26 protein-coding genes and 3 tRNA genes are annotated in these 26,658 nt (G+C 37.4%); 10 read left to right on the top strand and 19 right to left on the bottom strand.

Going from position 1 to position 26,658, the window contains the following annotated elements:
* Together ACO1DI_RS24750 and ACO1DI_RS24745 are read left to right on the top strand one after the other, a co-directional pair.
* A partial coding sequence (locus ACO1DI_RS24750) for a hypothetical protein (protein ID WP_423145678.1) occupies positions 1-242 on the top strand: 242 nt, incomplete at its 5' end.
* Positions 243-726: 484 nt separating this feature from the next.
* Complete coding sequence (locus ACO1DI_RS24745) at positions 727-1,020, top strand: hypothetical protein (protein WP_014460200.1); 294 nt, start codon at positions 727-729, stop codon at positions 1,018-1,020.
* Between the two features lie 25 nt (positions 1,021-1,045).
* Here the strand turns inward: ACO1DI_RS24745 and ACO1DI_RS24740 are convergent, their stop codons facing one another.
* Positions 1,046-3,223, bottom strand: a complete 2,178-nt coding sequence (locus tag ACO1DI_RS24740; RefSeq protein ID WP_423145677.1) for an FUSC family protein — start codon at positions 3,221-3,223, stop codon at positions 1,046-1,048.
* Between the two features lie 187 nt (positions 3,224-3,410).
* Positions 3,411-4,226, bottom strand: a complete 816-nt coding sequence (locus tag ACO1DI_RS24735) for a hypothetical protein (RefSeq protein WP_014460202.1) — start codon at positions 4,224-4,226, stop codon at positions 3,411-3,413.
* A gap of 178 nt (positions 4,227-4,404) precedes the next feature.
* Here ACO1DI_RS24735 and ACO1DI_RS24730 point away from each other — a divergent pair, with 178 nt between their 5' ends.
* On the top strand, positions 4,405-5,343 hold the full coding sequence (locus tag ACO1DI_RS24730) for a VanW family protein (protein WP_014460203.1): 939 nt from the start codon (positions 4,405-4,407) through the stop codon (positions 5,341-5,343).
* Between the two features lie 73 nt (positions 5,344-5,416).
* Here ACO1DI_RS24730 and ACO1DI_RS24725 read toward each other — a convergent pair whose 3' ends face one another.
* The 3 genes from ACO1DI_RS24725 to ACO1DI_RS24715 form a co-directional block, all read right to left on the bottom strand.
* Positions 5,417-5,539, bottom strand: coding sequence for a YjcZ family sporulation protein (locus ACO1DI_RS24725; RefSeq protein WP_013083059.1), 123 nt, complete (start codon positions 5,537-5,539; stop codon positions 5,417-5,419).
* Positions 5,540-5,727: 188 nt separating this feature from the next.
* Entirely contained in the window at positions 5,728-6,240 is a 513-nt protein-coding gene (locus tag ACO1DI_RS24720) for a GNAT family N-acetyltransferase (RefSeq protein ID WP_423145676.1), read from the bottom strand.
* A gap of 79 nt (positions 6,241-6,319) precedes the next feature.
* Positions 6,320-6,547: a hypothetical protein gene (locus tag ACO1DI_RS24715; RefSeq protein WP_115653823.1), complete on the bottom strand. Its 228-nt coding sequence runs from the start codon at positions 6,545-6,547 to the stop codon at positions 6,320-6,322.
* Between the two features lie 146 nt (positions 6,548-6,693).
* On the opposite strand from ACO1DI_RS24715, the gene ACO1DI_RS24710 reads away from it, so the two are divergent.
* From ACO1DI_RS24710 to ACO1DI_RS24700, 3 genes are read left to right on the top strand one after another with little or no spacing between them, the layout of a single operon-like run.
* On the top strand, positions 6,694-8,316 hold the full coding sequence (locus ACO1DI_RS24710; protein ID WP_014460207.1) for a spore germination protein: 1,623 nt from the start codon (positions 6,694-6,696) through the stop codon (positions 8,314-8,316).
* Entirely contained in the window at positions 8,306-9,529 is a 1,224-nt protein-coding gene (locus ACO1DI_RS24705; protein WP_042992521.1) for a Ger(x)C family spore germination protein, read from the top strand. The genes ACO1DI_RS24710 and ACO1DI_RS24705 overlap by 11 nt, the downstream gene beginning before the upstream one ends.
* A gap of 20 nt (positions 9,530-9,549) precedes the next feature.
* Positions 9,550-10,650, top strand: coding sequence for a GerAB/ArcD/ProY family transporter (locus ACO1DI_RS24700; RefSeq protein ID WP_423145675.1), 1,101 nt, complete (start codon positions 9,550-9,552; stop codon positions 10,648-10,650).
* A gap of 198 nt (positions 10,651-10,848) precedes the next feature.
* Here ACO1DI_RS24700 and ACO1DI_RS24695 read toward each other — a convergent pair whose 3' ends face one another.
* The 6 genes from ACO1DI_RS24695 to ACO1DI_RS24670 form a co-directional block, all read right to left on the bottom strand.
* A complete protein-coding gene (locus ACO1DI_RS24695; RefSeq protein ID WP_014460210.1) occupies positions 10,849-12,249 on the bottom strand; it encodes a Na+/H+ antiporter NhaC family protein in 1,401 nt (466 codons plus the stop codon).
* Between the two features lie 215 nt (positions 12,250-12,464).
* Positions 12,465-12,536 (bottom strand) — tRNA-Gly (locus ACO1DI_RS24690).
* A 20-nt stretch (positions 12,537-12,556) separates the two neighbouring features.
* Positions 12,557-12,638, bottom strand: a tRNA-Leu gene (locus ACO1DI_RS24685).
* Between the two features lie 26 nt (positions 12,639-12,664).
* Positions 12,665-12,738: transfer RNA gene (locus ACO1DI_RS24680), tRNA-Trp, on the bottom strand.
* A gap of 220 nt (positions 12,739-12,958) precedes the next feature.
* Positions 12,959-14,353 (bottom strand): phospholipase D-like domain-containing protein, encoded by a 1,395-nt coding sequence (locus ACO1DI_RS24675; RefSeq protein WP_423145674.1) that lies wholly within the window; start codon positions 14,351-14,353, stop codon positions 12,959-12,961.
* Between the two features lie 361 nt (positions 14,354-14,714).
* Positions 14,715-14,984 carry a hypothetical protein gene (locus ACO1DI_RS24670; protein ID WP_014460213.1) on the bottom strand — a complete coding sequence of 90 codons (270 nt, stop codon included), beginning with the start codon at positions 14,982-14,984 and terminating at the stop codon, positions 14,715-14,717.
* A gap of 359 nt (positions 14,985-15,343) precedes the next feature.
* Between ACO1DI_RS24670 and ACO1DI_RS24665 the strand changes: the two genes are divergently transcribed.
* The 4 genes from ACO1DI_RS24665 (at position 15,344) to ACO1DI_RS24650 (ending at position 18,093) form a co-directional block, all read left to right on the top strand.
* Positions 15,344-15,466, top strand: coding sequence for a hypothetical protein (locus tag ACO1DI_RS24665; RefSeq protein ID WP_258873802.1), 123 nt, complete (start codon positions 15,344-15,346; stop codon positions 15,464-15,466).
* Between the two features lie 22 nt (positions 15,467-15,488).
* Positions 15,489-16,610, top strand: coding sequence for a GerAB/ArcD/ProY family transporter (locus ACO1DI_RS24660; RefSeq protein WP_423145673.1), 1,122 nt, complete (start codon positions 15,489-15,491; stop codon positions 16,608-16,610).
* A gap of 96 nt (positions 16,611-16,706) precedes the next feature.
* The gene (locus ACO1DI_RS24655) at positions 16,707-16,940 is read left to right on the top strand and encodes a hypothetical protein (RefSeq protein WP_014460215.1); all 234 of its coding nucleotides are present in this window, start codon (positions 16,707-16,709) and stop codon (positions 16,938-16,940) included.
* A gap of 25 nt (positions 16,941-16,965) precedes the next feature.
* On the top strand, positions 16,966-18,093 hold the full coding sequence (locus ACO1DI_RS24650; RefSeq protein ID WP_182420629.1) for a GerAB/ArcD/ProY family transporter: 1,128 nt from the start codon (positions 16,966-16,968) through the stop codon (positions 18,091-18,093).
* 26 nt (positions 18,094-18,119) lie between these two features.
* Here the strand turns inward: ACO1DI_RS24650 and ACO1DI_RS24645 are convergent, their stop codons facing one another.
* From ACO1DI_RS24645 to ACO1DI_RS24610, 8 genes are all read right to left on the bottom strand, one after another.
* A complete protein-coding gene (locus tag ACO1DI_RS24645; RefSeq protein ID WP_014460217.1) occupies positions 18,120-19,454 on the bottom strand; it encodes an FAD-dependent oxidoreductase in 1,335 nt (444 codons plus the stop codon).
* Between the two features lie 240 nt (positions 19,455-19,694).
* Complete coding sequence (locus tag ACO1DI_RS24640; RefSeq protein WP_226556250.1) at positions 19,695-20,132, bottom strand: YrvL family regulatory protein; 438 nt, start codon at positions 20,130-20,132, stop codon at positions 19,695-19,697.
* 83 nt (positions 20,133-20,215) lie between these two features.
* The gene (locus ACO1DI_RS24635; protein ID WP_115653815.1) at positions 20,216-22,297 is read right to left on the bottom strand and encodes a DNA topoisomerase III; all 2,082 of its coding nucleotides are present in this window, start codon (positions 22,295-22,297) and stop codon (positions 20,216-20,218) included.
* A 127-nt stretch (positions 22,298-22,424) separates the two neighbouring features.
* A complete protein-coding gene (locus tag ACO1DI_RS24630; RefSeq protein ID WP_423145672.1) occupies positions 22,425-24,080 on the bottom strand; it encodes a DUF2339 domain-containing protein in 1,656 nt (551 codons plus the stop codon).
* A 173-nt stretch (positions 24,081-24,253) separates the two neighbouring features.
* Positions 24,254-24,490 carry a hypothetical protein gene (locus ACO1DI_RS24625; protein WP_013056931.1) on the bottom strand — a complete coding sequence of 79 codons (237 nt, stop codon included), beginning with the start codon at positions 24,488-24,490 and terminating at the stop codon, positions 24,254-24,256.
* Positions 24,491-24,591: 101 nt separating this feature from the next.
* On the bottom strand, positions 24,592-25,035 hold the full coding sequence (locus tag ACO1DI_RS24620) for a hypothetical protein (RefSeq protein ID WP_423145671.1): 444 nt from the start codon (positions 25,033-25,035) through the stop codon (positions 24,592-24,594).
* Between the two features lie 153 nt (positions 25,036-25,188).
* Positions 25,189-26,217: a spore photoproduct lyase gene (gene splB / locus ACO1DI_RS24615; protein ID WP_025752275.1), complete on the bottom strand. Its 1,029-nt coding sequence runs from the start codon at positions 26,215-26,217 to the stop codon at positions 25,189-25,191.
* Between the two features lie 110 nt (positions 26,218-26,327).
* Entirely contained in the window at positions 26,328-26,576 is a 249-nt protein-coding gene (locus ACO1DI_RS24610) for a transcriptional regulator SplA domain-containing protein (protein ID WP_042992131.1), read from the bottom strand.
* Positions 26,577-26,658 lie beyond the last annotated feature (82 nt).

Genomic DNA, 26,658 nt, shown 5'->3' with positions numbered 1-26,658 from the left:
AATACACAAAACGTGTAAAAGATGGATTAGTCGTTAAAAATATTCCTTACAAAATACACGATAAACCTTGTGATGAAGGCTGCTGCAAAAATGATAAAACGATAGGCCTCAGAGATAAATTGAGGGTTAATTGGCTTTTAAATGTTTTTATGCCTAGCAAACATATAGCAGTATTTGATTATAAATATTGGTCAGAAGAACTAACTTCACTATGGAGAGAGCATCGAAGAAAAAATATATAATAATAAGATAAAAAAATCTCCTTGATAAGCAAGGAGATTTTTTTCTATTTACTGCACCTTCTAGCACCAACGTATTTATCGCAATTTTAACAATCTTTATACGTTCAGATAGTGAACTAATTAATCTCGTTCAGGACTTAAAAACTGGCTCAATCTCAGATTGATTCACTAGAAAATTAATAATAAAAAAAGGAATCCCCCTTCCGGAAATACCTGCTAGCCGAACCTGGTCCATAAAAGTATCCCATTAGGAACAAAAACCGTTGTTTCTAAAATCACTAACTTACTATCTGTAAAAATTGCCTCTATTATCGTAATATGCAGCACGAATGTGGGACAATCTATTAGAAATGATATTGGATTAATGTGGTTAAAATTCCACCTTATTATGATCCACTTGGAGCACCTCATATCTAATTGAGGTGTTTTAAGGTAAGCAACATAGATAACCTTACATCTAACACATTTAACGAGGTGCTTGAACATGGATTTCCCGACAATTCATACAAACTTTTGGGACGCAGTCATTGGCGTTCCTGTCGTATTAATCGTCACACAGCTCATCAAATGGCTTTTTCATCCTAAAAAGCAGTATGTTCCGACTATCGCTTTAGCTGTCGGCGTGCTTTTTTCAGTATTTATCAGTCACCCTCATCATATTATTGCCGGATTGTTTATGGGATACTTTTATGGATACGCCGCAATTGGCAGTTATGCCGGCCTTAAAACAACGTGGAGAACCGTTAGAAGAGATACGTCTCCTTATTCATCAGACTAAAAACTAGCGAAGTATTCGCTGGTTTTTAGCTTTCACTACTTATTTCTTCTGCTCCTAGCTCTTTTGCTAAGTGAACAACTGATTGATTGATTTTCCATACGTAATAGATGTTGTGGAGCAGCTGCAGATGCTGTAAGTTTCTTGATTGAACGGACGTATCAAAATAATCTAAAGATTGTTCAATTTTTTGTCTTACATCTTCAAGCGTGTACACATACGTTCCTCTTTCTCCTCGCAGCGCTTTTTCAAGCTGAGTGAAGTTGCTGGCTACTTTCTCTTCCACTTCCTTGACTACGCCATGAAATTCTGCTTCTTTATAAAAAGCTTCGTTTCTAGTAGAAGATGCCACCAAATGCTTGGCATAATAATTAATGGCGGTAAAAACGGTCAAAAATTGCTGAAGACGTGAACGGCCAACGAAACCTTTGATAATAGGATCTGAATCGACATGAAGCTGTTTTAGCTTTTTTTCTAATTCCATTCCTTTATCAGCTAAATTGGCAAATGCGTACTGCTTCGTAAAACGATGTAAATAGGTGTGAACAAATTCTTTTAAAGCCGCTACGTATTCTACTGAAGTGTCGGTTATTTTATCTCTTGTTCTTTTAGGAAACACAAGAGCAGATACGGCTAAACCAATTCCAACTCCTACGACCGTATCTAACACGCGAGCCAGTAATAAGCTCTCTGAAATTCCGCCAAGAAGCATGTCATACATAAAGGCCAGCATCATCGTAATCCAAAAACTCATAAACGAATACGTAATGGGAAAGAAATAAAAAGCCATAAACACACAGATAAAAAGCAGCGTTACTTCAAGTATTCCAGGGGAAACGTAGCTTGCGACAACAAAGCCGACAGCTGCTCCTAAAAGCGTGCCTACGCTTCGCTGCACGGCTTTTACAAACGTACTTCCTATCGTTTCTGTACCGAGAAGCACTAAATAGCCTGCTAAGAGCGCCCAATATTGATGCGATGGAGATAAAAACGAGCCAAATATTAATGTCGCAACAGCAGTGATGACCGCTTGAATAGACTTTTTCGTAGATGGTTTTAATCCTTTTTCTTCATCATTATCCTCTTCGTCTTCTTGTTCTTCCGCTTCTTTTTGAGGCTGTTTTTCTTGTTTCACAATTGCTTGCTGCAGCTCATACGCTTCATCAATGACATGATTTGATATCGTTTCGATACGGCGTATTAAGTAAAGCCAGTCTTTATACCTTTTGTCTTGAGGTTCGAGTTCGCTTAATTTTTGGCGCAGCTCTTGCAGATGCTGAGCTGCATCCGTTAAGGAATGAGTAGGATTTTCATTTAATACCTCTGCTTCGCGAATCGATTCCACTAGCTTTAACAGCACCTGCTGAATATCAAAATGATTAAATGCCTTTAATTCGCTGAGCTTTCGAATCGCCGGAGAATATGTCTGCAGCAGCATCACTGTATCAAATACATAAAGGCGCATTTGCTCAGCTGTTACGCCAGGCCATATGTCGTGAGGATCTGTATTTCCAAGCTCTTCTGATGCTACACGGGCATACTCCGCTAGTTTTTTAATATTGCGGTTGTATTGTTTAATTTGAGCCGGTTCAATCCTTTTCTTTTGAATTAACTCAATAATTAAATCAAGCACCAAATTCACTTGAATATGAAATGATTTCATTGAAGACCTTAGCACGTTGGCAGGCCGGTCTTTCAAGATAACAAAATTATAGATAAATGCACAGCAGGCTCCTACTATAACGCCAGCTAACAGCCACGGCAGCTGAGAAAATGTAACGTGTAAAATAGAAGCAAAATAAAACGACATAAAGGCTACCATTGACAGGGAAAAATAGCGAATACCAAATTTCTGTAAATAAAAAGACAAAAACACCAATAGAACGAGAAAAACATTTTCTGCTTGTCCATATTGTGATAGAAATGAACCAATTCCAAGAGAAACGGCGCTAGAAAGTGCTACTAATCCTGTTGTCACTTTTTTTGCTTTTGTTGTTTCATCATTTACAACCAATATACCCATCAGGCCGATTACGCCCGATAAAATAGCAGCGGTAATTTGGGAGCTTCCCGCTGCTTTTAATACAATCAGCATAATAACGACCGCTGTAATGACACTGATCGTAGCTTTAGAAGCTGTTTTGAGCCTTTTTCGTCCAGGATCTGCAGCGACTAAGCGGCTACACCAATATGAAAAAATAAACACCCTCTCCTTTCGTGCTGTAAAGTTCTTTGTAGAAAGAGTAATATTATTACTTATACCCTTTTTAATTCTTTTCTATCGTATGTAAGTATGTTTTTCACTATAACATTGCAAACGGCTAAAGAACTAAACAAATGCTTAAAAACACATCTGTTTTCTGTCAGATGTGTTTTTAAAAAATAATGGCTCATTATAGTGTAAGTGAAGAAATTTCCCACCCGTTGGTTAACGGATTTCTTTTTAAAGTAAAGACCATCGTTGTCTTTTGAGCCCCTTTATCTTCGTAATAAATAAGACAATCTACGGCGATTTTCTCTTTTGTTTTATACTTTTTCGCATGAAATAAGTCCGTTTTATAATAAATGGTGGAGATCCTATGCAGTTTTGCCCATAGCTTATGCTCTTGCTTCACGCGCAAAACCGGCTGCATTAAGGCATCGTCATCTTGCTTTAATCCTGTTAAAAACATATTTACGACTTCTGCCGGCTCAGCTTTTAATGCATATTCATCAAGCTTTCCTCCTGCTTTTAATACCATTAACTGATGACCTGGATCTACATTTTGAGACTTGTGAGTCGTACTTCCTGCAAAATGAATGCAAAAATGACCAGGGAACCCATTGTCAAGCGCACCGGCTCCGTGAGGCATTCCGTTCATGGAAGCTGCAAGCATTTGGCCTTTAAACGGAATAAGAACAGCTCTTCGGTTCCAGCTCCATTTTCCATTATATAAGTGCTTCATTACTTTCGTATCTTGACGTGTAAGCGGCTGAACATCGGCATGGTGTGAGCCTGCTCTTCGCTGCACATAAAAGTAAAAACCGGTTTCTACATCAATAACTTTAAATTTTTTCCCCTTTGGCAGTAAACTTTCTACACGTTTCCATTTTAATACTTTTCCTGTGTCACTTACCGGAAAGTACGTAAGGTTTTCTTCTGCTTTCATCTTTTGGGGATGCACAAAAAAACTAATAAGCATAAAGACTAAAATCATTAATTTTGTCATTGTCTACCCTCATTACCTTGTAGTTTCTCTATGTAATATGCGAAAGTACACATACAATTATAAATAGAAATTTTTACACGCTCGACTCATGGAAAATAATACAAAAAAGAGCTTGTGAATCCTATACATTAAACGGTTCATTTTATTCATACTAACAGGTGAAAGCGAGGTATATGATATGAATTTCACTTGGATGGTTGGACTTTTAATGCTCATTCAACCTCTTTCTACACAAGACCACCTATCTATTACTCATGACGGTAAACCAATTGAACAGATTGAACGGGACAAAGTGGCCGTGCCTCTTCTTCCTGTACCTATGGTTGATCATGATCGATACAATCTTCTTCTAAAAGAATTGGATAAAAAAACATATAGAGAGCCCATAAATGCCCGCATTGATAAAAGCGGACAAATTGTTCCTGAGCAAGCGGGTGTCAAACTATATCATAAAGATTTTGTGGAGAAATTTTATACTTATTTTTTTAACGGCGGTACGTCAACATTAGAAGTTCCGACGCTGCCTGTTCCGCCCCGCGTGGATAAGGAGCTGCTTGCAACGATTAGAATTAAGCAAATCGGTCATTATCATACGGTATTTAACCCTCATAATAAAAATCGTTCTCACAATATTTCTCTTGCGGCTGAATCACTAGACAGCAGCGTCATATTTCCCGGAGAAGTTTTCTCTTTTAACCAAACCGTTGGAAAAAGAACGGCAGCAAAAGGGTATATGCGTGCGCCAATCATTGTAAAAGGAGAGTACTCTGAAGGAGTTGGAGGAGGAATTTGCCAAGTTTCTTCTACTTTATTTAATGCCGTCGATAACGCTGGCGTAACGATTACGCAGCGTTACTCACACAGCCGCAGTGTTTCCTACGTACCTCCTGGACGAGACGCTACCGTCAGCTGGTATGGACCTGACTTTCATTTTAAAAATACGTACAGCGACCCTTTATTGATTCGAGCGCAAGTACATGGCGGCGTCGTAAGCGTAGCTGTGTACTCTACTGATGCGATTGAATACAAGCCTCGCCGCGTGCCTTGGGCTTCTAATGAACCCTTGCCAAAAGAGAAAAAAATTGAATCGCATGTTGATACTGAGCCTGCTGATTAATCCTCTCTTCCAGCTTTTTATAATGAACACAAAAAAGCCTAAAGGGTATCCTTTAGGCTATTCAGTGATATAATTAGCAGCCGTAGTAGCCACCGTAACCACCGCTATAACAACTACATCCAATAATTACTAATAGAATAAATAATACAACTAATAAAGCGAAACCAGAACCGAATCCACATCCAGCATTAGACATACAAGCACTCCCTTTCAATGTGATTTTCTGTTGCTAAAACAAAGAAGGTTCAAACATGGGGTGTTTCTCATGGATAGCTTATTGTATGTCTGCCTAGACGTTTTGGTTTGCTGTTCTGCTCATTTTTTAAAAATTGGGCTTGTTTTCGTCTTTATAACTCGGAAAATGTAATTCCGTAAAAGTAAAGCTCATTTCCACTCTTCCTTTAAAATCGCGTAATAATATTCATCCCACCACCCTTTTTCAGTTGGAATACATTTTTTAAAATACCCTTCTCTTCTCATCCCGATCTTCTCCATAACACGATAAGAAGACGTATTCTCAGGTTGACAAGTAGCAATAATCCGATGCAGTTTCATTATGTTAAAGCCATAGTCCACTATTGCTTTTGCCGCTTCTGAAGCATATCCTTTCTGATGATAGAGAGAATTAAATACCCAGCCAATTTCATAAGTATGGTCCCCAAAATAGTCAAAAAAGATGATATGACCAATTAGGATTTTTTCGTTTTTTAATACAACTGGAAAATTTTTAACGTTTTCTTTCATATTTTCATTTACAAATTTCTTCGCATCATCCTTACTAAAAACACCTTCTGGTATGTACTTCATGACAGTAGCATCAGATGTATATGTGTAGACATCTTGCCAATCCTCATATTTAAATTTGCGTATTAGTAGCCTGCTAGTCTCAATGTTCATGTGGTTCTCTCCTATCTGAAAGCTATCTTTCTATACGCTTGTTTCGATAGTGAAGATATAAAAACCTCTTTGTACCAAGTTACTGTTGTTTTTGTTGACGCTTCTTTAAAACAAGGTAAAGTGACTCTGCGAAAAAGAAAAACAAAAGAGAAAAAAGGACAAATAATTCGGCCACTTCCATTACACGAAACGGGCTTAAAGCATTGTATAGTGCCTGCAGTACGTTCGTTCCTTGAAAAAGATCAATTCCTACAGAAAGAGCAATCACAGATCCAAATAGCAGCAGGCTAACTCCAATAATTTTCATTCCTTTCACTCCTTACCTAATCGTTACTTACCTCATAGGGTCGTCATTTTCATTTACCGTCATGCAAAAGATATTTTGTTAAAAATTACATAATTATACGGTTTTTGGTCAAATTAATAAAAACTATAGTAAGGGTGCTTTCATTTATGCCTTCGTTCTTTAAAAATCAAAAATCTAAAAATAAACTTCAACCTCAGGCAAATCAAACAAGCAGCGAACAAACAGTGTCTTCTCTTAAGAGTCTGCTGTCTGAGAACCTTACCCTCATTAAAGAGAAAACTGGAAACAGTTCAGATATTGTGATTCGTCATTTTAAAATAGGCGTGAATAACAGCTTGGCTGCTGCTATCGTCTACATAGAAGGGATTGTAGATAATCAAGCTATTCAAGATTACTTACTGCAGTCTCTTATGAAAGATAATCAAAAAAACGAACTAAACGATAAAAATGCATTAGAGTTAATTTCCGAAGACATCGTAACAATCGGCAACGTATCGTTTGCAGACAACTGGAATGATTTACTTTCTTCTTTGATGTCAGGAGACAGCCTTCTTATTGTCGATGGCATAAACCGCGTACTCAGCGTGAGTACACAAGGCGGTGAAAAGCGTGCCATTTCAGAATCTACTACCCAAATGGTAGTGCGGGGACCAAAAGGTGCCTTTACTGAGGCTATTGGCACAAACTTAGCCATGGTTCGCCGAATTATTAAAACACCTGACTTATGGCTAGAGTCGATGAAGATTGGCCGGGTAACTAAAACGGATGTCACTGTTATGTATATTCATGGCATCGCAAATGATAAAGTTGTAAAAGAAATTCGAAAGCGATTAAAAAACATTGATATTGATAGTATTTTGGAATCTGGTTATGTTGAACAGCTAATTGAAGATCAAACGGTCACTCCTTTTCCAACTATTTACAACACAGAAAGACCCGATGTCGTGGCAGGTAACCTTTTGGAAGGAAGAATTGCTATTTTTGTGGACGGAACTCCTTTTGTACTTATTGCTCCAGCGTTGTTCATTCAATTTTTCCAATCGGCTGAAGATTACTACGCACGCTTTGATATTGCGACGTCCATTCGTCTTTTGCGGGTGCTTATGTTTATGATTTCACTTATCGCTCCTGCTACATATGTAGCGGTTACGACATTTCATCAAGAGATGGTGCCTACAACGCTTATTGTAGCTCTTGCAGCACAGCGAGAATCCGTTCCATTTCCCGCGTTCGTGGAAGCTTTTTTTATGGAAGTCACCTTTGAAATTTTGCGTGAAGCAGGGATTCGTTTACCAAAAGCTATCGGCTCTGCTGTATCGATCGTCGGAGCCCTTGTTATTGGGCAAGCAGCAGTTCAAGCAGGGATCGTCTCACCAGCTATGGTTATTATTGTATCGATTACAGCCATTGCTAGCTTTGCCACACCGTCTTTCGATATGGCTATTTCAGCGCGTTTAATTCGCTTTTTATTCATACTGGGAGCGGCTACATTCGGTTTCTATGGCATTATCCTTATTCTTTTAATGGGGGTTGGACACCTATGCAGCTTACGTTCATTTGGTGTTCCTTACATGACGCCATTAGCACCCTTTATTCCTGCAAGCAATGAAGATACATTGCTGCGGTTACCTTGGTGGACGATGAGAAGAAGACCTAAATTAATTAGTGATAACAAAGTTCGTCAAAGCAAACATCAAAAGCCTGAGCCTCCTTCTTCAAGAGGTATGATTAACCAGGAAATGGAAGAAGATGATCAAAATGAAACGTAAAAGTTTATTTTTACTGGTAATGACCATAATGATGGTATTGCTTACTAGCTGCTGGAGTAAAAAAGAGTTAACGGATCTTGCATTTGTATCAGCAATGGGCATTGATAAAACGAAAGATGGGCGGTATGAGCTTACCTTTCAAATTATTAACCCGGGAAATGTAGCTGGCTTACAAGGGGGCGGCGGTACCCAAAGTCCGCCTGTTACGATCTATGCTGCTTCTGGCGATAATTTAGTTGAAGCAAGCAGACGCGCTTCGGCTAGAATTTCCCGAAGACTTTATTATGCCCATACCAACTTAGTCGTGATCGGAGAAAAACTAGCACGTGAAGAAGGAATTAACATTCTTATTGATTCTATTGATCGCGATCCTGAGTTTCGAATTACGACTTCCTTAGTGATCGCAAACCAGTCAAGTGCTGCTGATTTGGTAAAAGCACTAACACCTGTCGATAAAATTCCAGCAAACAAAATTATGAAAACGCTGGAGTTCACTCAAAGAAAATGGGGAGAAAATCTAAAGGTTTCCTTTCAAGAAGTGATGAGATCTCTCGAATCACCCGGAGGAGAAGCATTGGTCTCGGGTTTTCGTTTAGTTGGAAATCCTCAACAAGCAGAAAAATTAGCTAACCTCCAGCAAAGCGCACCAGAAGCTACCCTTCGTGCTTCTGGCATTGCTGTTTTTAAAAATGGAAAGTTAATCGACTGGTTGTACAATAGTCCAGCCAGAGGCAGCGTTTGGATTCTTGATAAAATACAAGGAACCGATATTAATATAGACTGGAAAGGAAAAAAAGAAGCGCTTGCCTATCAAACAGTTCGTCAAAAAACGGATGTATCTGTAAAAATGGTAAAAGGAAAACCCTATGCGTCCGTTCACACTCGCGTAGAAGGCGATCTTGGAGAAGTGGAAGTCCCTGTTGATACACGTCAACCTGCTGTAATCAAAAAAATGGAAAAAGCTGCAGGTAAAGAAATAAAAAAAGAATTACAAACGGCTATTAAACAAGCTCAGACAGACAAAGTTGACATCTTTGGATTTGGAGAAGCACTAGCACGCACGCGCCCCAATCAGTGGGAAAAACTCAAATCAGAATGGGATGACGTTTATTTTCCAAAATTAGATGTAGACGTTACGGTAGAAGCTTATATTCGCCGAACAGGTCTGCGCAATAAATCATTTCTTTCTAGCGTAAAAGAAAAACAGCACTAAGATAAGGAGGTACTGGGTATATGGAAAAAGCAAAAATTAGCGCCACTCAATTATTTATTCTCATGGTTTTATTTGAACTGGGAAGCGCTCTATTAGTCCCTCTTGCAATGGGAGCGAAGCAAGATGCGTGGCTAGCTATTTTAATTGGAATGCTGTGTAGCTTTCTTTTCTTTTTAGTCTATCATAAGCTCTATTCCTACTATCCGGACCTCCTGCCTACAGAATATATGCAGAAAATTTTAGGTAAGGTATTGGGAACACTTCTTGCATTTGTATACATTGTCTATTTTTTATACGATGCATCACGAGTTCTAAGAGATTTCGGAGAGATGCTTCTCACTTTTGCTTATCCCGATACGCCTTTATTTATTGCCAATGCCTTATCGATGCTGGTCATTATCTATATTACCCGAAAAGGAATTGAAGCAATAGCCCGGTCGGGAGAGCTTCTGTTTATTTTTATGTATTTTCTGGCTGTTGCAGGCTTCATCTTAATTATTAGCTCAGGGTTAATTGATTTCAAGAATTTACAGCCGGTATTAAAAGAAGGAGTACTCCCTGTTGCAAAAGTTGCTTTAACCGAAACGCTGTATTTTCCTTTCACAGAGGCTATTGTATTTACCATGCTTCTTCCTTATTTGAGCAATCCCAAAAAAGCGAGTGTCACCATGCTATGCGCAACGGGATTAAGCGGAATTAATCTAATTATTACAATGATCATTAACATTAGCGTGCTTGGAGTTGATCTGACGACAAGATCACAGTTCCCTCTTCTTAGTACTGTCCAAACGATCCAAGTAGCTGATTTTTTAGAGCGTCTAGATGTATTTTTTATGTTCGCGATGGTTATTGGGATTTATTTTAAAGTTAGCATCTTGTTTTATGCTTCTATAATAGGTACAGCTACTTTATTTAAAATTAAATCTCCTTCACGTCTAGCTTATCCTTTGGGCATCATTGTGTTATTTTTGTCGATTACAATCGCTAGCAATTTTCAAGAACACCTTTATGAAGGATTACACGTTGCGAGATATCTTTTACATATGCCGCTATTTTCTATCATACCCCTACTGCTTCTAATTATCGCATTTTTAAGGAATAGGAAGAAGCAGCACGGATAGTTGGATCTCTAGTAAATAGAAAGAATGGATTTAAAATGATTGAGGTGTTTTTTTTGTATATATGGTTTTATGACCACTTTGTTAATACTATCTTATTTCCGCTCACTTGCATCATGCTAGTCTGCCTTTCATTAGGACTGTATGCATACTTTAAATTAAAAAAATAAAAAATTGATAATAGACGGCTATTTTTCTCATTTAAAATAAGAAAGATACAACAAGGTAGAAAGCAACTGTTATTCCCGCTGCAATTAAAGCTGGCTTCAATTTATATTTGGCATATTCAATAACAGATAAATCTAATATTTTGGCGATGGTATTCGTATCGTCGCTTAAAGGTGAAGAAAACGCTCCAAATGAACCGCTCGCAAATACCGCACCGATAATCAACGGTAAAGAAAGATCTGCAGAACTTGCAAGCGATACGCCAAGCGGCATTAAAATCCCCCACGTTCCCCAAGCAGATCCGATAAAGTAAGAAATAGCGGCTCCAAAGATAAACATGAACGGAGTGACGAACATTTGAGGAATCCACTTAGAATGTGCCGTCACGAAATTTGAAAAACCTAAGTCTTCTGTAACAGCCGATAATCCCCATACTACCGATAACAGCAGAATAACGGACATCAAGTCATTGCCTCCTGTGATAAAACCATTAAGCAAATTCTGTAATGTAAAGCGCTGAAACAAGAAAAAAATAAGAGTAATTAACGTAGTCATAATTAAAGCTACTACCATCGCTTCTAGCACGTCTGCTTTAATGAATGCTTCAAAAAAGCTGTGGCTCTTATGATGTCCACTCCACCATGTTAACAGTAAGGTGAGTGAAATCACAACAAGTAAAGGTACTAACAAATTCCAAGGCTTAGAAGGCAAATCCTTCGATACACAAGGATGACAATCATGCCAATCTTTTTCGTCTTCTTCCTCCAGCTTCATAGGAGCGGTAGATGTTGAATGATGAAAAAAGCTCAAATAAATCCCTACTAAAATAATTACAATCGAAAAGAAATTATAAGGAATGCTTTGAATGAATAAAGAATAAGCGTCTTGTTTTATGCCTTGATGATCAATTGCCATTTGGATGATTGATACCATATATCCTACAAATGCAGTTGCTACGGGAATTAAGACGATAACAGGAGTAGCAGTTGTTTCAATAACAAACCCTAGCTCTGCTGTCGTCATTTTTACTTTCTTCAATAACGCTCTCATGATGGGCGCGATCGTCACAAAACGAAATGTGGGAGCACTAAATGTTCCAATGGTTGAAACATAGGTTAAAATAAGAGCTTTTTTTCTTGTATCAATTCTTTCTGCGGCTGTTTCCACAAAACCTTTAACTCCTCCAGCCATCTTAATCATTCCGATAAGCCCTGAAAACGCGTATAAAAAGACAACGATTTCTATATTACTTTTATTTCTAAGAGCTTGTACAACGTAGTGAAGTAACTTTTCAACACCTCCGACAATCGAATGATCAATCAAATAAGCGCCTACTAATAAGCCTAAAAACAACCCTGGCAGTACTTGCTTGGTGAAAATAGCTATGGGAATAACAATTAAAAACGGTATAACTGAAAACCAGCTAGATTCCATGGGACTCTCCCCTATCTTAAAAACCATATTAGATGTCTTTACGTATCGTTCATTAGCTTTTAATGTAACCCCAATAATATGTGTATATTCACGAAAACAACACGTATAAGCAGCACTGCTTTAATAAACTATTTCTAATTAAAAACAGCATGGTAAAAATCTTTATTTCTACAACAAAAAAAGCAGTTTGCACATGCAAACTGCTTTCGAAAAGAAGCGGAAGACGAGGTTCGAACTCGCGACCCCCACCTTGGCAAGGTGGTGTTCTACCACTGAACTACTTCCGCACAATATATAAAAGCAAAGATGCGGGTGAAGGGACTTGAACCCCCACGTCATAAGACACTAGATCCTAAGTCTAGCGCGTCTGCCAATTCCGCCACACCCGCGTGTGAATTAAAAGAAAACTCCAAAATGGCAGGGGCAGTAGGAATCGAACCCACACTGACGGTTTTGGAGACCGTAGTTCTACCTTTAAACTATGCCCCTAGAAATGATTTCTTCAAAAGAACCTCGTTTATTGACGACGCTATATTATAATAAAACATATATAAAGTTTCGTCAATAGGGCTTTTGATGAATCACGACTAGTACTAGCGGTTTCAAAAAAACTGTGAGGCATATCACAGCTTTTTACACATTCTCTTCACCAGCTGCAGTCCTCTTTAATCTCCGCTACTTGTTTTAGGGACTCTTCTGTAACACAGCATTATACAAAATGTCTCCAAAACCGCGTAAAGACCGAAAGAATATGGAGGAGTGCAGATTTTACAGGAGGCACGTTTTTTTGAGAATCCGCATTAAAATCCACAGGTTCTCCCTCATTCCCCACAAGCATACTGTGAGAAATTTTAGTTTCAATAGCTCCTGTTAACTCGGCTGCAAATTCTTCACTATCTACCATAACCATGGATTCAGTATTTAAAAATACAGAACGTGAATCTAAGTTAAAAGAACCAACTGCACTCAAACGCTGATCATAAACAACGGATTTTCCGTGAATTGAATAAGGCTTTTGATATTCATAAAGCTTTGAACCAGCTTTTATAACGCGATTCTTTACTCCCAAGTATGCAGAAAAAGCCATAGCATTTGGAGTGGATGTAATAGAATTCGTTAAAATAATTCTTTGCACTTTAGATTTTATTGACTTATCTATATACTGTTCCATCTCTTTTGTTGGCACGATATAAGGACTTTGAACAACAATGGATTTTTCAGCTTGCTGGGAAAGCTTAATAAACGTTTTCCATATAAAAGGGCTTTTATTCATTCGTTGAATAGGATTTGTAATAAAAGAAATCTTTCTTGTAGGCATCGTTGCCTCTCTCCATACAATATAAGGATGGACAAAAGGTTCGTTTGCTTTTTTGGCCTCTTCGTATTGATCTATCAACAATTTTTTTCCTGAAAGACCACGAAATTGTTTAGTTTTCTTGAGCTTTGGAAAAGCTTTGCGTGTATACGAATGATTCCATAATTTCTCTACATACTTCTCCATTGAAAGAATGACACTATTACTTTCTTGCTTTGTGTTATAAATCAGCACATCACGGTCATAGACAAAATTTTTATCTGGTTGACTGGCCAAGTATTTATCTCCAATATTTCGTCCTCCACTAATACCTAATTGACCATCCACTACTATTATTTTATCGTGAAGACGATTATGCCATGTCCAAGGTTTAAAAATAGTAAAGGGCTCATAGTACTTTAATTCAATATTATTGTGGAAAGCTAGAGCATAAAGAACGTTTTTTCGCTTACCTTTTAATCCATGAGAGATCCCGTCTAACAGGACTCGAATACGTATACCTCGATCCGCAGCTTCGAATAAAGCGCCCATAAGTAAATCCGAAGAACGACCTTTACCAATGGAAAAGTACGCAATATCGATTGTATGCCTCGCTTCTTGAATCATCTGCATCCGAACAAGCCCTGAAAAATAACCGTTTTCCAAAAGCATAACCCGGTCTGTGGACTCTTTCTTCCCGTAGAAACTTTCAGTATTCATTACTTTTAAGTCTTTTCCCTTGTGCAAAGGGAAGTAAAACAGCACCACTGCAGTTACGAATACATATATGAAGTACAATACGACAATCATTATTAGTATATTTATTAGCATGTTTCCTGTCACAATCCCTTTCCATTCTTATCGTTCTGTTTTTATTAGGATTCTTACTTTTTTAACTTCTATACCTTTTAAAATAAGAATGGAATGATGGATTATTTGTTACACTACTGTTGATTTCCATGCAAGACTTCACTTTCGCTCCTGCCGGGTCTCACCTATTCTGTTTTCCCTATAGGAGTCTTCGCCTTGCCCTCCAAACAACCGCTAGAAGCAATCATATACACGAAACCTACATTCACCCTACCAGTAAAAAAAAGCAGAAGTTCATTATCTTCTGCTTTTGCAATTTATCCCCTATTATGAACCTGCTCTAAGTAAAACAGCAGCTCTTTTATTGATTAAGGTCGTTTTCCATATCTTTTATATCTTGCTGAAACTCTGTTAAACGCTGACGCTGTGTTTCAGAAGCATTTTCAAGCGCATTCTCGATTTGCTGAGAGGCTTCGTTCACTTCACCTATGGCTTGCTTCGCTTCATGTCCATACGATGCATCATTTTTAGCTTCATTTGCCTGTTCATATGCATCTACTGCTTCTTTATGCCCCTGCTGTGCTGCTTGAAACGATTGTTGTTTATCTTTGTTATATGGGAATTTTTTCATCATAGTGCTCCTTTCCATTTGTTCACTCTATAGTGTGGCATTTTTCCACTTATTCATACGACGTTTCAATAGCTTGAAGCTGCGTAAATATTCTGCATAACGAATTCCTTTATTATTTAAGAGCATCCAATGATATCTTTTATCCCTTGAAATACTTTCTATATTTTACATAAATGTATAATCACTTTCTTTAGCGGACATCATACGAATAGCTTATTTGAACGTCAAAATATATTGGGGTTGACTGCATGCACTTGTTTCTTTCCTTTTTGATCATTTGTGCAGGGATTATATGGATGGAAATAAAAAGATTACCTCAACCCTCTCATAAAAAGGAACGGAAAATTTTTATTTTATTCATGACAATCAGTATGATGATCGCTCTTGCAAAAATCTTTCGACTGCCTCTACCGAACCCTTCTGATTGGGTAGAAGCAATGTTTCAACCTTTAAGTCACTTATTATTCCGTTGGATCACTTAATTAGTGTATATGGCAAAAGGATGTGCTCATTTTGCTTAATGAAATCAATATTTCGGCTACTCAATTTCGCAAGCTAGTAACTTTATATAGCATCGGAAGCACAATTATTGTTGTGCCTGCCGCTATTACGGCTGATGCTCATCAAGATGCCTGGATTACAGCACTTTTCGGTCTAGCATCAGGAATTGGCTTAGTTTTGCTTTTTACCTCACTAGGAAAAATGTTTCCAACGCTTACGCTGATGGAAATGAACGAAAAAATTTTAGGCAAACTGTTTGGAAAGATTGTTTCTGCTGTTTTTGTATTATCCAATTTATTTATCAGCAGTCAAGTTCTTTACTATGTAGGGAATTTTCTCACTACACAAATTCTTCCCTACACGCCGCTTACAGCCATCCACATTGCATTTATGGGTGTGGTTATCGTAGGAGTACGCCTAGGAATAGAAGTTATTGCACGAAGTGCCGAGATTTTATTTCCTTGGTTTGTCGGATTATTCGGACTTCTGATTTTGTCTATGATTCCGCAAATTAAAATAGAGCATATTCAGCCTGTGTTCGAAATACATCCAAAAGCTTTTATTCGTGCTGTTTTAACGTTTTTAAGCATGAGTTCTTTGACTTATACCATTCTGCTTATGATTTTTCCTTCCCATACACCAGACACGAAAAAGGCCACTCAATCTTTTTATATAGGGAATATAGCCGGTGGACTAGTGATGGTGACGTTAATCTTACTCGGAATTTTAGTACTTGGTCCTTATTACTCCCAAATCACCATGTTTCCAAGCTATGAATTAGGAAGAAGAATTGATGTAGGAAACTTTCTTCAAGGAATTGAAGTAGTCATTGCTATTTTGTGGTTTATTACTCTCTTTTTTAAGCTTTGCATTTACTTTTACGCTACTCTTTTGGGGTTTGCCAATGTATTTCACATAAAGGACTACAAGCTATTTTCTTTTCCAGTCGCACTCATCATGATTACACTTTCCCTTATTGTGTATCCGAGCGTTTCTTATCAAAAAGATTGGGATACAAAAACGTGGATTCCCTACAGCTTAGTTGTAGGCATCTTATATCCGCTTTTCCTTTTAATTGCAGGATTTATTCAAAACAAAAAGCAGCATTCTTCTAACAGCGACTAAAAAATCAAAAACCTTTAATAGAGAATGCACCTTCGGTATAAGTAATTATTTTTCTGGAAAATATAACATTAATTATTCATGTATAGGAGCTAGTCTATGCTAGGGGTATTGGGGTTACTTATTGTTTGCACGCTCGTCATTTGGTTTGAAGTACCTAACTTACGGCAAAAAAAAGCGAAGAAAGAATTATGGCTATTCTACACAGTTCTTGCAATTGGAATGTCCGTAAGCATCTGTAAAGCACTGGGTTTATATGTTCCAAATCCTTCTGATTTATCAGCTGCTATCTTCAGGCCAATCAGCATATTTTTACTTCATTTATTATCTTAATACGTAAGGCGAGGAAGTGAATACCGTGAAACCTGTAGTTAAAATTTCAACGATTCAATTTCGCATGCTCGTCATGCTTTATACAATTGGAAGCACAATTGTTATTGCTCCAGCGTCTATGACTATTGATTCTAAGCAAACTGCTTGGATTCCCGCTATCCTCGGAGTAGCATGCGGATTTGTATTAGTGAAAGTATATATTGCTCTCGGACTTTTATTTAAAGATAAAAATCTGGTAGAAATCAATGATGTAGTATTTGGAAAATATCTAGGAAAAGGTGTATCTTGTTTATTTGTCATATCTACTGTCATAACGTGCAGCCGTATTGTATACTACGTCGGGAGTTTTTTAAATACCCATATTATGATGGAAACGCCGCTGCTTGCTATTCACATTATTTTTATGCTTGTGGTTGTTTTCGGGGCAAGACTCGGGCTAGAAACAATTGCACGCTGCTGTGAAATCTTTTTCCCGTGGTTTGTTGGCCTTCTCGGGATTTTTATTTTTTCACTAACTCCTCAAATGAAACTTGAAAATCTTATGCCTTTAATGGACATTCACTTAAAGCCGCTGACTCATTCGGTTCTTATCTTTCTTAGCATTACTTATTTTACTTTTGCTCCTTTGATGATGATTTTCCCCCTTCATTTAAGAAAACCTGAAAAAGGAGCTAAAGCTTTAATGAGCGGCAGCCTGCTAGGTGGATTTATTATGGTAATTGTTATTCTCTCTTGTATAATCGTTATTGGTTCGTATCATTCTTCAACTACCATGTTTCCTGTATATGAAATGGCTAAGCGAATTGAGGTGGGAAATTTTTTGCAAGGAATCGAGGTAATTATTGCTATTATATGGTTTCTCACTCTTTTCTTTAAGGTTTCTCTTTATTTTCATGCTTCCATCGCTGGACTTTGTCATATTTTTAACATCAATGAAACTCGATTTCTAACGTTACCGATGGGATTAACTGTTACGACTTTTTCCATTATTGTGTACCCAACCATTACCTATCAAAAAACATGGTTAGCCGAAACGTGGATTCCCTATAGTTTTTTGCTAGGAGCTTTATATCCTTTTATTCTTCTTATCATAGGATGGATCCGCTTTAAACCTGCTAAAATAAAAATAAAAAAGATAATAAAATCCACATAAAAAAAAGCAGGTAGTCACCTGCTTTTTTATGCTTGAAGCGCTTGAAGCCCTGCTTGGTTTAAGAAATGCCAGGGCTTATTAAAGTGGGGTTGAAAGAAAAAGTCCATAAAGCCAAGCTCATCGATCGTCATTTCCTGCTGTACGCATACGGACAATGTATTGATTGCTTGAGTAGCATCAATTTTAGAAATAACCTGTGCTCCTACAATTCGTCTTGTTTCTTCTTCATATACTACTTTTAACGTAATATTTTCGTACGTTGGCATGAATTCAGGTCGGTTATTTTCTGATATTGTGATACTTTTCACATTCATATCAAAAAGAGAAGCCGCTGTTTCAGTTATGCCGGTAGATGCAACATTGTAATCATAAATATGCAAGCCTGATGTTCCTTGTGTTCCCATATACTTAATCGTCGGTTTAACAAGGTTTTGAGCAACTAATGTTCCCATTCTAACCGCATTTGTAGCAAGCGGAATATAGGCATGTTTCTTAATCGGATTATAGTAAATGGCACAACTATCTCCGGCCGCAAATATATCTTTTTTGCTTGTTTGCATATATTCATCGACCACAATTGCGCCGTTTGGAAGCATTTCTACCTGCCCTTTTACTAAGTCTGTGTTTGGACGGAAGCCAACACACAAAATCACAAGATCCGCTTCGTATTCACCTTCAGTTGTCACTACTTTTTCAACAGATCCATCGCTGCCTACAAATTTAGTAACCGCTTGGTTTAATGCTAATGTAACTCCGCGTTTTTTAAATTCCGTTTCCATCAAGCTTGTAAACTCTGGATCAAGATATTTATTTAAAATACGATCAGCACTATCAATAAATGTGACTTCTTTTCCATATACTTCAAATGCTTCTACTAATTCTGCACCGATATAACCAGCACCAATTACGGCGATTTTTTTTGCTTGTTTTGCTTTTTCAATAATGTGATTAGCATGCTGATAATTTTTACAAAGCACAACATTATTTAAATCGATGCCTTCAAGGTTTGGAATAATCGGCCATGATCCAGTTGTCATCACTAATTTATCAAATGTATCTTCAAATTCTTCGTTGGTTTCTAAATTTCGCACTGCTATTTTTTTGTCTTCTGTATCAATATTCGTAACTTCATGTTTCATTTTCATATTTACACCCATCTCTTGCAATTCAGACGGTGAAGAGTAAAATAAACCATTTGCATCTTTTACGACCCCGCCTACATAGAGCGCAATTCCACAAGACAAAAATGAAACATTATCATTTCGCTCATAAACTGTAATTTTAGCTTCTGGATAAAGTTCTGCCATATTTTTTACTGCTGCTGTTCCTGCATGTGTACACCCTACTACTGCAATTTTCATAGATGATATCCCCCTTAGGATTATAGAAAATATGATATTGCGAAGTTATTCACATATATTGTGAAATATTTCACATATCTTTTACAATTCTTATTATACAAACATGTTTGTCCTTTTTCAAGAGATATGTGAAAAAAATCACATACTTTTTTTAAAAAATATGTTACAGGGTTCTTTAAATAGCGTTGAAGCTTGATATGATGCGTTTTTTTGTTGATGCGCTGCTGATGAAAAACTTCATCATCTTGTTTTTTTACGTAGAAACTCACTATCCAATGCACTCTCCATCCAAAAAAATAAGACGGATAAAAGAGTCACCGCTAAAATAGATACACGGATTCCGCTCACAAGCAAGTCTGCTATATAAACTGATAGAAAAGTAAAAAATATATCCACAAAAGCTGCAGATGTTATAAATAGTACTCTGTTCATCCTAGCATTCTTCATTAAAAAAATAAGTGCCTTTGAAAAAAGCTCTGTGATAGAACCAAACACAAAAATAAAAAATAGAAATAAACATATGGCCCAGTAAGAGTCATATTCCACTTCCATCAATCTAAGGAAGCCTATAAAACCAAAAAAGTAGCTTCCCATTAAGATAGCTAAAGTGATTAGTACCATCGCTCCTGCTATAAAGAACGCAATTAAACGATCCATTCCCTTGTTTTTTCTTTTCATTGTTCCACGCCACCTTGCTTACTCATCACTTAATCCATATTATACTAAAAAAGTGCGATACCATGGTATCGCACTTTTCATCGTTACTTATCTTTTTTATCTTGAAGAGCTTGTTTTAAAGCATCCCCCAAGCTTGAACCAAATGCTCCGTCATCGTTATATTTGTTAAGAAGCTTTCGTTCTTCTCGTTTTGAAATCTTTTTCTTTTTGTCCTCAGCTTTTTCCACTACTTGACATGAACGGCATTGGAAGTACGTCCCGGCTTTTCCTGAATGAATTTCCATTCGTTTATGACACTGCGGACAGCGGCGGTTCGATAGTTTAGGGTCTTTTGCGCGTCTATAGCTGCACTCAAGGCTTGAACAAACGAGCACTCTGCCTTGCTTTGTTTTCTTTTCTTTTAAAAACGAACCGCATTCTGGACATTTAGAGCCCGTTAAATTATGGGGTTTGTACGTTTGATTACTTGTTTTTACTTGTTTAACCAGCTTTTCCGTTTGCTCACGAATATTTGTTAAAAACTCTTTTGCATTTCCTTTTCCTTTAGCAATTGCTTCTAACTCACGTTCCCACTTAGCCGTGAGTTCAGGCGACTTTAACTCATCCGCTACTAGGTCAATTAGCTGCTTTCCTTTTTTGGTTGCATGCAGACGATTGTTTTGGCGATCAATGGATTCGTTTTGCAGCAGCTTTTCAATAATATCTGCACGTGTTGCCGGCGTGCCTAAATTATGTTTTTCCATTTGTCCAAGAAGATCTGCTTCTGTATAGCGCTGCGGCGGCTCTGTAAATGCACTTTTCATCGTTACATCTTGAATGCTCAGCTTGCTGCCTTCTTTCATATCAGGTAGCTTCACCGTTGCTTCTGATTCTCCACCAGAAACTTTTTTAAAGCCTGCATTTACGACTTGCTTTCCGCTTGCTACTAACTGTTCCCCATTGACTTCAAGCTCGGCTTTGACCACTTCATACTCATATGCAGGATAAAATAACGAAATAAATCGCTTTGCAATTAAGTCATACAGCTTTCTTTCATCAGCTGATAAGTCCTGTAAAAACACAGGCTGATCTGTTACGATGATAGCATGGTGATCACTTACTTTCTCGTTATTCACCACTCGTTTTGGCAACTGTGCATTTCTTAAAATTGGGCGAACTTCTTCTTTATATACAGCAGAGATACTTTCCAAGCGCTCCTTCATAGTGGAAACCATATCTGTTGTTAAATAACGAGAATCTGTACGTGGATACGTGACTAACTTATGCTGTTCATATAACTTTTGAAGTACATTTAATGTCTTCTTAGCAGAGAAGTTAAAGCGTTTATTAGCATCTCGCTGCAGTTCGTTTAAGTCATAAGGAAGCGGCTGCGCTTCTTTATGCATTTTGCGCTTAATTGTTTTTACAACTGCCTCACCTGATAATTTTGAGTGCAGCTCTTTTGCGCGTTTTTCATCAAAAATGCGCTTTTCATTGCCTTTTTGCCAAGCTGCTTCAAAAGATGAAAACTGAGCTGTAAGCGTCCAATATTCACTAGGCTTAAATGTGTTAATTACTTGTTCACGCTCAATTATCATCGCAAGCGTCGGTGTTTGTACCCGCCCTGCCGATAACGGTTCTTCGTATTTAGTCGTTAACGCTCTCGTTACGTTTAAACCGATAAGCCAATCGGCTTCTGAACGGCAAACCGCTGAATCATACAAGCGATTAAATTCTTTTCCTGGTTTTAACTGTTTAAACCCGTCACGAATTGCTTTATCCGTTTGAGACGAAATCCAAAGGCGTTTAAACGGCTTGTTCCAGCGTACCTTTTCCATAATCCAACGTGCTACAAGCTCTCCTTCACGCCCTGCATCAGTCGCAATAATTAACTCTCCAATATCCTTTCTTTTTGCTAAATCAGATACTGTGCGAAACTGAGAGCTTACTTTACGAATTACTTTTAGTTTCATTTTCTCAGGCATGATTGGCAGATCTTCTAATCTCCATGTTTTATATTGGTTATCATAATCCTCTGGTGTTTGTAATTCAACTAAATGACCGAGTGCCCATGTTACGACGTACTTTGGCCCTTCAATATACCCTTTTTTTGTTTGTGTGCTGCCAAGTACACGTGCAAGATCACGTGCTACACTTGGCTTTTCTGCTAATACAAGTGATTTCATTTTATGTATACCTCCAATTCACTTGTTCCATTATACATGATTGGATACCTTTTGTACGACTTCAAGGCTAAGTTTACATAATCATATTATAATAAAGAAAGCTGAAGAATTTCTCTTCAGCTTTTAGCTACTTCTTTTTATAAAATAGGCGCGAAATAATTAAACCGATGGCTCCTAAGACGATAAATAGTAAGGCACGTATAGCCATTGGAATAAAAGGTAAATCATATAAAACAAGTTTGAAAAGTGTTAAAAATAACAGGCCGACACCGATATACGTGGCTGTTTTAAAGGTTCGAAGTAATCCTATTACGAATGCAGCAATGGCCAAACATAGCCAAACAGCCGTCATAATAAGCGTTTGCGTATTAGCGGAAAGATCATTGGTGCCAGCGTTTGTCACTTCCGTTGCAAAAATTAAAGAAAGAATAGAAAAAACGATACTTCCTCCAATTTTGAACGTATCGTGCTCATCTTTTTCTGTTTTTTGAATACTGATCCATACAAATACTAGAATAGAAGCTAACACAACAACCCAATTTAATGTCGGAAGAGACAGCACTTGTTCGATTGGTGTAACTAAGATATACGTGGCACTCAGTATATAAATCGTATAAGAAAACAGTTGATGAAGTAGATTTTTATACGTCATGGCGATATAGTAAACAGCAAGTCCTTGAATCACATATAAAATGACTCCTTCTCTTAAATCGACGAGCTGATGAATAAAAAACGCTACTGCAACAATTAAATAGGTAATAAAAAATTCAAATTTCTCTTTAGAACTTCTTACTGTGTAAACACCTAATGCGTAAATAATAACTAGCGCAAGCAGCACCATTGTGGTCGTGCCATCGTCAAAAACGGCAAGCAGCCAGCCGTACGTAACTGCTAAACTCGATAGAAGGGTAAACGCATATACTTGGAGTACGGATTGTGATAGAAAAAAACTAGAAATTAAGCATAAATGCTGAATCAGAATCGCCATACCTAATAACTCTTTTACACCATTATCACCAACAAACGAGTAATAAATGAGTAGCGTAAGATTTAATAGTACGGCGGAAAGAACATATAAAATTGAATATTTTTGTTTGATTGCCACATATAAAAAGGCAATATACAGAAGCGTTTCATAGCCAATGAAAACGAGCGCATTAGGCGAATTACTTTCAATAAGAAAAGGAACTAGTACGCCTCCAACCGCGCTAATAACCCCTAATGCCTGTGAACGATAAAAGACTGTCGCGATAATCCCTAAGATAATCCAGCTCGTATTTAGTATAAAAGCAAGCGTTGGTCCCGCTAAATGATATAGGCTATGCATCGCAAACGTCGTTAACATGAGAATAGGAATAGCTCCTCCTACAAGTACTTGCCCGAGCACCAACCTACCCTTTTTAATTTGGAAATGACCTGTCACAGCAAAACCTATTGAAACAACGAAACCGAGAACAACTTTTACTTTTTCATTCATTAATCCATAGTCAGAGGCTGCTTTAAATCCCCATAGCACGCCAATAATAAATACAAAAATAAAGATTCTCGGCAGCCATATTTGAAAAAGGACTTTTTCCCAATCAACAGGTTCTTCTATTACCTGTGAACTTTTAGCTGCTGTCTGAACAGGACGTTTAGCGGTCTCTTCGCGCCGCTGAGGAGGAGCGTGAACTGCTTTTGGCCTTGGAGAATTTGTTTTATATACGAGCGACTTTAGTCTGGCTACGTCTTCTTCTAAACTGCTTATTTTTCGTTCAAGTTCTTCTATTCTTTCTTTTTCCATATTTCCTCACCCTTTCTCTTTAAAGTATTTGTGATTTTTATATGTATATCTTACAACACTTAACTATTATACCATTAAAAGGAATAACACTTAGAAACATTCTATTTTTGGCAAAAAAAAATACAGCGCCCTTTTCAAAAGAAAAGTTCGTTGTATAGGATGTGCTGCATTTTTTATGTCACTTTCTCGCTGTATGTACTATGAAATCCCGCTTCGATGTGGGCTACTTGAAAACTATGGTGACCAATTAAATATTTAACAATATCCACACGGTCAATTTTACCGGGCTTATTGTTCATTGCTTCTCGCACCATAGATTGAAATGTTTCTTTGCAAAACTTCTTTTCATGAAGCAGAATCGTTTCACAATACTCTTCATGGTCTCCCTCTGAAATACGATAATAATGCATTTCTTTCACCCCTTTTTAATGTTATACCTATTACATACCCCAAATATTGCTATTTTAACAAATTAATTTTATTATTCTTTATTTTTCCATTTATATATGGTTTACAGCGCAACGTTTCGAAACTCTTCGTTATAAATGCTAATTTGAAGCCGCTGAGAAAAACGTTCTTGTTCGATATATGTTTCAGGCATTAGTACAACAGGATATACCTTAGGGTTTTCGCCACTTCCTAATATGTATACATACATCTTTCCTTCGCTTGTATATCGAACCTTCGTCGAAATACCTCCTTGCCCTTGAAGAGGCGCATAAACAGCTCTTACATTATCTCTTATTTCTTGTACAAATCCATGTAGTTCAATATCAGAATCATAGTAATGGTTTGCTTCATACAAGCCGTAAATACGAGACTTATCGATATCGCATAATATGTTCCAAAATTCAGATAAATCTTCTTGGAACAACACTTGAATAAAATTCCGTGCAGCTTCTTGCTGTTCTTTTGTTAATTCTTTTGTTAGCGCAAACTCTTCATTCTTTAACATCTCAGTCACCTCCCTTTTGTATGTAATACGACAAGAGATAAAAATAACCTCTTTTTTTCAGCTTATTAGCAAGCAATTTATTTTTTTACATTAAAAATTGAAAAGTTATTTTGACTAAGGTGTCAGAATAACTTTTCAATTACTGTAGAATAATTACGTAAAATATTCGATTTTTGCATTTGGAAAATACTGATCAATGTAATATTCTAATGTTTCTCTTAATTCTTGTTCTTCATCTTTTGCGTATACATACTTTCCAATTCCGTAACGCCCCCATTTGTAGCGGCGCTCCTCTTCATTCATCTCAAGCTTCGTTTTTGGATAATTTTTCTCAATTACCCGCTTGGCCGGCTTGGTAAAGCGATGCTGAATCATTTCAAACGTAATATCATCTCTTGACTCCTCAGGTATAGAGGCGTCAAGCTTTTCAAACAGCTGACGGTACCCCTCTTGCCAACCTTCATGAATGTAAATAGGGGCCACAATAAAACCAAGTGGATATCCGGCTTTTGCGACTTTATTAGCAGCTTCAATCCGGTAATCGAGAGGAGATGTACCAGGTTCAAAGTTTTTTATAACATAATCTGCATTTATGCTAAAGCGAAAGCGCGTGCGACCATTATGTTTAGCATCCAATAAATGATCCACGTGATGAAACTTAGTCACAAAGCGCAGTTGACCTAGTTCACTTTCTCCAAAATATTCAATCGCGCGCTTTAATGAATGTGTTAAATGGTCAATTCCTACGATGTCAGATGTACAAGCCGCTTCAAATCGCGTTATTTGAGGGGCTCTTTCCTGCATATATTGTTCTGCTTGACCTAATATTTCTTCAACATTCACGTACGTGCGAATATATGGTTTGCTTCCCATTGTTGTCTGCAAATAACAATAGTGACAGTGCCCCATACACCCTGTTGCAAACGGTATTGCATATTCAGCTGACGGTTTAGATGTATCAAATTTTAACGTTTTACGCACACCAACTACTAAAGTCGACTTGGCATTGCGGTATTTTTGTAAATCATTTTTTCCCGGTATATTACGCACTTGATTATGAGAAGTTGTTTGACGAATCTCAATTCCCATCTTCTCAAATTTTTCTTTTAATTGAACACCAAGCGGGTACTCCATTGCCCCTGGCTCAATGTATACTAATTGAGGTACAAAAGGTTTTATCATCATGTACACTTCCTTTTTTCTAATACTAATAGCGTTTGAAAAACAAAAAGACTCTATCCTTGGTAATTATTTTTTACACAAAAAAGCTCTCTGTTTAAGAGAGCCTTGCGTCAGTCATATTGTTCATAATCAAATATTTTGTTATACATTTTCTCTGCTTCGTCATACGTTGAATACACCGCATCATCTTCAGCTAACAAATGATAAGACTCATGTAAAAAAAGCGCTTTTTCGCCTTTGTTTTCAGGATGTTCAACAATTTCAGCTTGATTGATATTGGCAACATTTGCTGTATGAGGATTTCGATAAATAACAAATACTTGATCTCCCACTTGATATTCTTTTTTCTCCACGATCATCATCCTTTTCTTCTTACTTTACTCGTATGATGTCCGCTTTTGCTCATTTTATCCGGTAAAAACACCTCATAACGTCATCAAG

This window comes from Priestia sp. 40, from assembly GCF_049368575.1.
In the GTDB taxonomy this organism is placed as follows: domain Bacteria; phylum Bacillota; class Bacilli; order Bacillales; family Bacillaceae_H; genus Priestia; species Priestia zanthoxyli.
The sequence above is the reverse complement of the archived record's forward strand: the minus strand, read 5'-3'. Positions and strand labels throughout refer to the sequence as shown.